Origin of the sequence: Pseudomonas sp. NPDC088429 (assembly GCF_044753305.1) — a bacterium.
Lineage (GTDB): Bacteria > Pseudomonadota > Gammaproteobacteria > Pseudomonadales > Pseudomonadaceae > Aquipseudomonas > Aquipseudomonas rustica.
In genome coordinates this window covers 1-8,735 of the sequence record NZ_JBIVMX010000105.1, presented here as the reverse complement: position 1 = coordinate 8,735, position 8,735 = coordinate 1, and the positions used below count along the sequence as shown (strand labels likewise).

At 58.1% G+C, this 8,735-nt stretch carries 10 protein-coding genes and 1 other RNA gene; 7 read left to right on the top strand and 4 right to left on the bottom strand.

The annotated features are described in order from the left end of the window. The 5 genes from petA to ACIP66_RS27305 all read left to right on the top strand — a co-directional run. A partial coding sequence (gene petA, locus ACIP66_RS27325; protein WP_400652280.1) for a ubiquinol-cytochrome c reductase iron-sulfur subunit occupies nucleotides 1–504 on the top strand: 504 nt, incomplete at its 5' end. Next, nucleotides 504–1,715, top strand: coding sequence for a cytochrome bc complex cytochrome b subunit (locus tag ACIP66_RS27320; protein WP_016985147.1), 1,212 nt, complete (start codon nucleotides 504–506; stop codon nucleotides 1,713–1,715). The genes petA and ACIP66_RS27320, both read left to right, overlap by 1 nt. Next, nucleotides 1,715–2,494: a cytochrome c1 gene (locus ACIP66_RS27315; RefSeq protein WP_053123660.1), complete on the top strand. Its 780-nt coding sequence runs from the start codon at nucleotides 1,715–1,717 to the stop codon at nucleotides 2,492–2,494. The genes ACIP66_RS27320 and ACIP66_RS27315 overlap by 1 nt, the downstream gene beginning before the upstream one ends. 147 nt (nucleotides 2,495–2,641) lie before the next feature. Beyond that, on the top strand, nucleotides 2,642–3,259 hold the full coding sequence (locus ACIP66_RS27310) for a glutathione S-transferase N-terminal domain-containing protein (RefSeq protein WP_047303097.1): 618 nt from the start codon (nucleotides 2,642–2,644) through the stop codon (nucleotides 3,257–3,259). A 16-nt stretch (nucleotides 3,260–3,275) separates the two neighbouring features. After that, a complete protein-coding gene (locus ACIP66_RS27305; RefSeq protein ID WP_053123658.1) occupies nucleotides 3,276–3,689 on the top strand; it encodes a ClpXP protease specificity-enhancing factor in 414 nt (137 codons plus the stop codon). A gap of 272 nt (nucleotides 3,690–3,961) precedes the next feature. Here ACIP66_RS27305 and ACIP66_RS27300 read toward each other — a convergent pair whose 3' ends face one another. The 4 genes from ACIP66_RS27300 to ACIP66_RS27285 all read right to left on the bottom strand — a co-directional run bounded on the left by ACIP66_RS27300 (nucleotide 3,962) and on the right by ACIP66_RS27285 (nucleotide 7,408). After that, nucleotides 3,962–4,540: a BON domain-containing protein gene (locus ACIP66_RS27300; protein WP_007917023.1), complete on the bottom strand. Its 579-nt coding sequence runs from the start codon at nucleotides 4,538–4,540 to the stop codon at nucleotides 3,962–3,964. Beyond that, nucleotides 4,537–5,130 carry a phosphoheptose isomerase gene (locus ACIP66_RS27295; protein WP_008082788.1) on the bottom strand — a complete coding sequence of 198 codons (594 nt, stop codon included), beginning with the start codon at nucleotides 5,128–5,130 and terminating at the stop codon, nucleotides 4,537–4,539. Before ACIP66_RS27295 ends, ACIP66_RS27300 begins: the two co-directional genes overlap by 4 nt. 104 nt (nucleotides 5,131–5,234) lie before the next feature. Further along, on the bottom strand, nucleotides 5,235–5,597 hold the full coding sequence (locus ACIP66_RS27290; protein WP_400652274.1) for a YraN family protein: 363 nt from the start codon (nucleotides 5,595–5,597) through the stop codon (nucleotides 5,235–5,237). Beyond that, complete coding sequence (locus ACIP66_RS27285; RefSeq protein ID WP_053123654.1) at nucleotides 5,597–7,408, bottom strand: penicillin-binding protein activator; 1,812 nt, start codon at nucleotides 7,406–7,408, stop codon at nucleotides 5,597–5,599. Before ACIP66_RS27285 ends, ACIP66_RS27290 begins: the two co-directional genes overlap by 1 nt. A 177-nt stretch (nucleotides 7,409–7,585) precedes the next feature. On the opposite strand from ACIP66_RS27285, the gene rsmI reads away from it, so the two are divergent. Next, complete coding sequence (rsmI, locus tag ACIP66_RS27280) at nucleotides 7,586–8,491, top strand: 16S rRNA (cytidine(1402)-2'-O)-methyltransferase (protein ID WP_159815078.1); 906 nt, start codon at nucleotides 7,586–7,588, stop codon at nucleotides 8,489–8,491. A gap of 73 nt (nucleotides 8,492–8,564) precedes the next feature. Next, nucleotides 8,565–8,735, top strand: an RNA gene (gene rnpB / locus ACIP66_RS27275) — RNase P RNA component class A; the annotation flags it as partial.

Sequence of the window (8,735 nt, the reverse complement as noted above, 5' to 3'; positions counted from 1 at the left end):
GTCCCGTTCGTGGGGTCATGGTTTCCCAGTGCCAAGGCGAAAGCCGCCGGTGCACCGGTGAAAGTGAATGTCAGCAAAGTCGAGCCAGGACAGCAGATGATTGCTGAATGGCGTGGCCAGCCGGTGTTCATTGTCCGCCGTACCAAGGAAATCCTGGATAATCTGAAAAAGATCGAGGGCCAGCTCTCCGATCCTGAATCCAAAAACTCCACGCAACCCACCTATGTCGACCCTGAAGTGCGATCGATCAAGCCGGAAATTCTGCTGCTGATCGGGATCTGCACACACCTGGGTTGCTCACCGACCTTCCGTCCCGAAGTGGCACCTGCGGATCTGGGTAAAGACTGGGTAGGCGGTTATTTCTGCCCTTGCCACGGTTCCCACTACGATCTGGCTGGCCGCGTCTACAAGTCGCAACCTGCGCCTTTGAACCTGCCAGTTCCCCCGCATTCCTATGTGACCGATGACCTGAGTGTCATTGGCGTCGATACGGAGAAAGCGTGATGAGCAAGTTCATGGATTGGGTTGATGCACGCTTTCCCGCGACGAAAATGTGGGAAGACCATCTCAGCAAGTATTACGCGCCAAAAAACTTTAACTTCTTCTATTTCTTCGGCTCTCTGGCGCTGCTGGTTCTGGTCAATCAGATCGTCACCGGTGTCTGGCTGACGATGAGCTACACGCCGTCGGCAGAAGAAGCGTTCGCTTCCGTTGAATACATCATGCGCGACGTCGAGTACGGCTCGATTTTGCGTCTGTTGCACTCGACCGGCGCTTCGGCGTTTTTCATCGTGGTTTATCTGCACATGTTCCGTGGCCTGCTCTACGGTTCGTACCAGAAACCGCGTGAACTGGTCTGGGTGTTCGGCATGCTGATCTACCTGGCGCTGATGGCCGAAGCCTTCATGGGTTATCTGCTGCCGTGGGGTCAGATGTCCTACTGGGGTGCCCAGGTGATCATCTCGCTGTTCGGTGCGATACCGGTGATCGGTAACGACCTGACCCAGTGGATTCGTGGTGACTACCTGATCTCCGGCATTACCCTGAACCGCTTCTTCGCCTTGCACGTTGTTGCGCTGCCGATCGTGATTCTCGGTCTGGTGGTGTTGCACATTCTGGCGCTGCACGAAGTGGGTTCGAACAACCCTGACGGCGTCGACATCAAGAAGCACAAAGACGAAAACGGCATCCCGCTGGACGGCATCGCCTTCCACCCGTACTACACCGTGAAAGACATTGTCGGTGTTGTGGTGTTCCTGTTTATCTTCTGCTTCATTGTGTTCTTCTTCCCGGAAATGGGCGGCTACTTCCTCGAAAAACCAAACTTCGAGCAAGCTAATCCGTTCAAGACACCAGAGCACATTGCGCCGGTTTGGTACTTCACACCGTTCTACGCAATCTTGCGGGCAATCCCGGACAAACTCATGGGCGTTATCGCCATGGGCGCGGCGATTGCGGTGCTGTTCGTGCTGCCGTGGCTGGATCGAAGCCCGGTCAAATCGATGCGCTATAAAGGCTGGATGAGCAAAATCTGGCTGGTGGTGTTCTGCATTTCGTTCGTGATCCTCGGCATTCTCGGTGTGCTTGCGCCGACGCCGGAGCGAACCTTGCTGTCGCAGGTCTGCACCTTCCTGTACTTCGCCTACTTCATTCTGATGCCGTTCTACACCAGGCTCGAGAAGACCAAACCGGTTCCGGAAAGGGTGACTGGCTGATGAAAAAGTTATTTTTTGCTCTGATTTTTGCTGCGTTGCCTGTCTTGTCGTTCGCTGCTGAACACGGTGCGGAGCTGGAAAAAGTCGACATTGATGTCGCCGATAAAGCTGCTTTGCAGGACGGTGCGCGCACTTTCGCCAACTACTGCATGGGTTGCCACAGCGCCAAGTTCCAGCGTTACGAGCGCGTTGCCGATGACCTCGGCGTGCCGCACGAACTGATGCTGGAGAAGCTGGTGTTCACCGGTGCCAAGATCGGTGATCACATGACCATCGGCATGCAGCCGGCGGACGCCAAAACCTGGTTCGGCGCAGCACCACCGGATCTGACGTTGGTGGCTCGCGTGCGTGGCACCGACTGGCTCTACGGTTACCTGAAGTCGTTCTACGAAGATCCGGCACGCCCATGGGGTGTGAACAACAAGGTCTTCCCGAACGTCGGCATGCCTAACGTACTGGTCGGCCTGCAAGGTCGCCAAGTGGTGGGCTGCAAACAGGTGCAGATCGTCGAAGACGGCAAGAAGCAATATGATCCGTTGACCGGTACGCCGCTGACTCATGAAGCGTGCGATCAATTGACCATCGTGCCGAAATCCGGTGCTCTGAACGAAGAGCAGTTCGATGAGAAGGTCAAGAATCTGGTAACCTTCCTGGCTTACTCGGCTAACCCGGTTAAGCTGCAACATCAGCGCATCGGTACCTACGTCTTGCTGTACCTGGCGTTCTTCTTTGTGTTCGCCTACCTGCTCAAGCGTGAATACTGGAAAGACGTGCACTGATACGCTTCAAAGCATTGCTGTTAATCGCGCGCGCCCAAGGGCGCCTCCGATAACGCAACGTCTGGTTCGCCGGATATTGCGGGAGGCGCCCTCTGGGCGCGCGCGTTTTTCCGGTTCCAATCATTTCAACAAGCGAGGAGGATCGCCATGGGCGTGACCAATCGGTTGGCCTGTTACTCCGACCCCGCCGACCACTATTCCCACCGAGTGCGCATCGTGCTTGCAGAGAAGGGTGTCAGCGCCGAAATCATTTATGTGGAAGCTGGTCGTCAGCCGCCTAAACTGATTGAGGTGAACCCTTACGGAAGTCTGCCTACGCTGGTCGATCGTGACCTGGCGCTGTGGGAGTCGACTGTGGTGATGGAATATCTGGATGAGCGTTACCCGCACCCGCCGTTGTTGCCGGTTTATCCAGTGGCGCGTGCCAACAGTCGACTGCTGATTCATCGTATTCAGCGTGACTGGTGTGGTCTGGTGGATCTGATTCTTGATCCAAAGTCCAAAGAGGCCGCGCGTGTCGTGGCGCGCAAGGAATTGCGTGAAAGCCTGACGGGCGTGTCGCCGCTGTTTGCCGACAAGCCGTTTTTCCTCAGTGAGGAACAAAGTCTGGTGGATTGCTGCCTATTGCCAATACTCTGGCGTTTGCCGATTTTGGGTATTGAACTGCCGCGGCCAGCCAAGCCGCTGCTTGATTACATGGAGCGCTCGTTTGCGCGTGAGGCTTTCCAGGCGAGTCTGTCTGGTGTCGAACGCGATATGCGCTAAGGCTTAAGGAGCCGCTATGAACTCCAGTCGACCTTATTTGGTTCGCGCGCTCTATGAGTGGATTGTGGATAACGATTGCACCCCGCACATGCTGGTCAACTCCGAGTACCCGGCGGTGCAAGTGCCGCAGGGTTTCGCCAGTGACGGGCAGATTGTCCTGAACATCTCGCCAAGTGCCGTACGGCATTTGCACATGGACAACGACGTGGTGACCTTTGAAGGTCGCTTCGGTGGCGTTCCGCACAGCTTGTACGTGCCGATTGGCGCCATCCTGGGGATCTACGCCCGGGAGAACGGTCAAGGCATGGTGTTTGATCTCGAGTCGCCGATGGATGACGAGGAAGAGATCGAGTCGGATGACGACTTGCCACCACCGGACAGCGAACCGCCGCGCCCAACAGGCCGGCCAAGTTTGAAAGTGGTGAAATAAAAAAAGGCGATCCGGATGGATCGCCTTTTTCATGCGCATCTCAAAACTTCACATACATCTCAAATCTGCATACACATCTCAAAACTGCATACACATCTCGAATCTGCATACACATCTCAAAACTGCATGCGCATCTCAAAACTTCATCTACATCTCAAAACTGTAGGAGCTGCCGAAGGCTGCGATCTTTTGATCTTGCTTTAAAAGATCAGGATCAAAAGATCGTCCGATCGCGGCCCGAGCCTTCGGCAGCTCCTACACGAAGAGGCGTATCAGTCGATGTATTCGAACAGCTTCACAATCTTCTGCACGCCGGAAACGCCCTGCACCAGGTTGGTTGCCTGAGTGGCTTCCTGTTTGGTCAGCAGGCCCAGCAGGTAGACGATACCGTTCTCGGTCACGACCTTGATGCGCGAGCCGGGAATGCTGGCATCGGTGAGCATCTGTGTCTTGATCTTGGAGGTCAGCCAGGTGTCGTTCTGGCGAGCCAGGAAACCGGACGGCGGAATAACCTGCAGCTCGTTATGCACGGTTTTTACCCGTTGAACAGCGGCTGCGGCCTGTTCGGCCTTGGCTTTCAGGTCTGCACGAGGCGTTTGCCCCGCGAGCAGAACAACACCGTTGAAACTGGTCACGACGATGTGCGAATCGTTGTCCAGCGCCGGGTCGGCCTTCGCCACGTTCACACCCACTTTGGTTTCAATCAACGAGTCGTCGATCTTGCTGCCGAAGGTGCGCGTGCCACGGTCGTCATCGATCGGTGCTTCACGGCTGGCGTTCACCACCGATGTGCAGCCGCTGATGCCGAGGCACAGGGTCAAGGCCAGAAGGCCAAGGCGATTAGGGGTCATTCTTCACTCCCGAACAGTTGGCTGTCGATCAGATCGCAGAGGCAATGGATCGCCAGCAAGTGGACTTCTTGAATACGTGCAGTGACATTGGCCGGAACGCGAATCTCGACGTCCTCGGGCAGCAACAGCGAGGCCATGCCGCCGCCATCGCGTCCGGTCAAAGCTACGACAATCATTTCGCGATCATGTGCGGCCTGGATCGCTTGAATAATGTTCGCCGAGTTACCGCTGGTCGAAATCGCCAGCAGGACATCGCCTGGCTGACCGAGTGCACGGATCTGTTTGGAGAACACTTCGTTGTAGCTGTAGTCGTTGGCGATCGAGGTGATCGTCGACGTGTCGGTGGTCAGGGCAATGGCCGGCAGGCTTGGGCGCTCGCGCTCGAAGCGGTTGAGCAGCTCCGAAGAGAAGTGCTGGGCGTCACCGGCCGAGCCGCCGTTGCCGCAGGAAAGCATTTTGCCTTCGTTGAGCAGGGCGTTGACCATGATCTGGCTGGCTTGCTCGATGTGCGGTGCAAGTACGTCCATCGCCTGTTGCTTGGTGTCGATACTGGCCTGGAAAAGCTGGCGAATTCGGGATTGCATGTCCATCTGTGTGACCTTAAGTAGCGCGGCTATTCGGCACATGAAAGTGCAGCCCGCAAAGCAAAGAGCAAAATTTGTCGGTGGGATTGTCCGGATTGCAGCGCCGACGATCAACTGTCGAAAGCATTCTGCAACCAGTTCAGCTGACTCGGATGGCTGTCGATGGCCACCACGTCGAAGCGGCAGGGGGAATTGGCCCAACGCGACTCGCGCTGAAGAAAATACTGTGCGGCAAAAATCAGTTTCTGCTGCTTGCGCCCATCGATGCTAGCGAGCGCGCCACCCCATTGAGTGTTTTTTCTGTAGCGAACTTCAACGAATACTACTGTATCGCCATCAAGCATGACCAGATCAAGCTCGCCGCGTTTACAAAACCAGTTCTGCGCCAACAGGCGCAGACCTTGTTGTTGAAGATGCTTGAGCGCTTGGCGCTCGGCATCCTTACCGCTTTGCGAGCGTGACCTGTCGGGCATTAGCGCGGGGTGTCCGGCAGGCGCTGCACCTGACCGCTGACGAACTGCGCCCAAGGCAACTGACGCACCACACGCTGGGTCTGGGTCATGCCGAGGCTGCCCGACTCACCGTCGATGCGGCTGTCCGGCAATGCCTTGAGCTGATCCAGACGCGGTGCCAGGCGATAGGCGTCAACACCCATCGCGTACAGGCGGCCGAGGCTGCCGGCAGCTTGCGGCCACTGTGCAACCACTTGCTGGCGCAGTGGATCGCTGTTGTCCAGCAACCATGGGGTTTCGCAGAAGCGAATGCCGTTCATGTCGTTGTACTGGTTGACGTCGCCGCTGGCGCTGTAAACGTGCGAGGTGGCGTAAACCGGAACATCACCAGCGTACTGGAAATTAAGGGTTGGCTTGATCTGCTGCGCCTGTTGCGGAGTGGCGGCGAGGAAGATGAACTCGATGTCCTGACGACGCGAAGGCTGTGCGGCGACGTTGGTGCCGGCAGCGTTTTGCAGGCTCTTGGCGCGCGCTTCGCTCTGACGCAGCTGGAACATGTCGGCGATCTGCTGAGCCAGTTGCACCGGCTGATCAACGCGCTCGGTGGCAACGATGGTGCCGCCGTTAGCCTGCCAGTCCTGGCTGAACGCGCGCATGACGCGGTCGCCCCATTCGCCTTTCGGCACCATGATTGCAGCGCGATGCAGGCCGTCGGCACGTGCACGGCGCGACACTTCGCGCGCTTCGTCTTCAGCCGCCAGACCAAACTGGAACAGTTGCGCCGGGCCTTGATCGCCTTCGCTGTAGTTCAGCGCGAGGGTGGTGATCGGCAATTGCGGGCGAGTGCTCAGCTGTTTGACCAGTGGTTTTTCCAGTGGCCCGACGACCAGTTGCACGCCGTCAGCCTGGGCCTTGCGGTAGAACTCGTCCATCGAGGTCAGCTTTGAGCTGTCGTAGAATTCGATCGCGGGTGGCTTCTGCCCGGCCTGTTGCGCCTGATAGTGCGCCGCCATGAAACCTTCACGCAGTGCTTTGCCGACGGCAGCCAGTTGGCCGTCTTGTGGCAGCAGCAGGGCGATTTTGCTCAGGGGCTGGCTGGCCAGTTCCTTGAGTTTGGTCAGCGGCTGCGGCAGGTTGATCGCAGCAGGGTGCTTTGGATTCTGCGCGCGCCAGGTGTCGATCGCGGCTTGTTGCTGTTCCAGCGTACCGGCGGATTTCACCGCCAGTGCCAGGCCCATCCAGCCGCCGAGGTCGTCGGTGGTGTTGGCTTGCAGTTGATCGGTCGGCAGCGAGGCAATCAGTGTCCAGATCGCTTCGTGGTTTTTGCTGGCGGCTTCGCCCTTCAGCATCGGCGCGATAAAGACACGCTCGCGAGCGGCAGCCAGGGTCTGACCATCGGCTTCAAGCGCGCGGGCGTGAACGGTGCCGGTGCGCACTTGCTGCTCTTCAGGCATTTCGCCCAGATGCTGCAGGCTTGGATGGCTCAGCGCAGTCAGCGCGGCTTTCGGCTGGTTGCGCGTCATCGCCAGTTCAGCGTTCAGCGTGCTGGCGAAAATCTGCTGGCCGGGCTTCAGTTGCTCCATCGGCACTTGTTGCAGGATTTGCGCGGAGCGTCCGGCATCGCCCTGGTGGTAAGCCAGATCTGCCGCGCTCAGGCGCAACAGGGCAGCTTTTTCCGGGGTGCTCGCCTGGCTGGCCTGCGCGAGCAGTTGCTCGATGCTGGCGTCCGGAGTCCGTGGAAGTTCGCCAAGGCTGGAGGAAGGGGAGCTGGCGCAGGCCGCCAATAAGGCAGCGAGGCAGAGGGCAGTGAACAGCCGCAGGCAAGCGATCATGTAAGTGTTCCTGATACTCGATCAAATTAGCGTGGAATTGTACCCAAGCACTGGCCGGGGCGCGATGTTAGTGGCGTGAAACGGTCAATTTAGCTGGAGTAAATGTTGCGGCGCTGCGTTACAGCGTGCAAAACCGTGGTCGGGCAGAGCGCAACGCAAGCCTCGTGACGCGCTACAATGGCCGCTTTTACCGATCATGAGGTGTGCGCTTTGACTGCTCCAGGTTCCCCGAATTCCGCTGCTGGCTCGCTTTATGTGGTGGCGACGCCCATCGGCAACCTGGACGACATCAGCGCCCGGGCACTGAAAATCCTGCGTGAAGTGGCGTTGATCGCTGCCGAAGACACTCGTCACTCGGCGCGCCTGATGCAGCACTTCGGTATTTCCACGCCGCTGGCCGCCTGCCACGAACATAACGAACGTGATGAAGGTAGCCGCTTTATTACCCGTCTGCTGGCGGGCGACAACGTTGCGCTGATTTCCGATGCCGGCACGCCGCTGATTTCCGATCCGGGTTATCACCTGGTGCGTCAGGCCCGTGCGGCCGGAATCGCGGTGGTGCCGGTGCCGGGGGCGTGCGCATTGATCGCGGCGTTGTCGGCGGCGGGGCTGCCATCCGATCGCTTTATCTTTGAAGGTTTCTTGCCGGCCAAGTCGGTCGGGCGCAAGGCGCGTCTGCAAGCGGTCAAAGAAGAGCCGCGCACGCTGATCTTCTACGAAGCTCCGCACCGAATTCTTGAATGTTTGCAGGATATGGAAGAAGTGTTCGGTGGTGAGCGTCAGGCACTGTTGGCTCGCGAAATCACCAAGACCTTCGAGACGCTTAAAGGCTTGCCGCTCTCTGAACTGCGCGAGTTTGTTGAATCCGACAGCAATCAGCAGCGTGGCGAATGCGTGGTGCTGGTGGCGGGCTGGACGGCGCCGGAGTCAGAAGATGCAGTCAGCAGCGAGGCAATGCGCGTGCTGAATCTGCTGCTCGAAGAAATGCCACTCAAGCGTGCCGCCGCTCTCGCCGCGCAAATCACCGGCGAGCGCAAAAACGTGCTGTATCAGGTCGCGCTGGAGAAACAGAAGGGCGAGTAACCCGTCGCGCAGACAGGTTTTGCGGCTATTAGCGCTTGTTCTTCGGGCGCTCTGCCGTTAACCTTCGCGGCGGAGAGTCGATCGGACAGTCGCTGCCCTCTATGAAAATTAGGGGGGGGAGGAAAGTCCGGGCTCCATAGGGCGAAGTGCCTGGTAATGCCTGGGAGGCGTGAGCCTACGGAAAGTGCCCCAGAAAAAACCCGCCTACGCGCTTCGGCGCCGTTAAGGGTGAAACGGTGCGGTA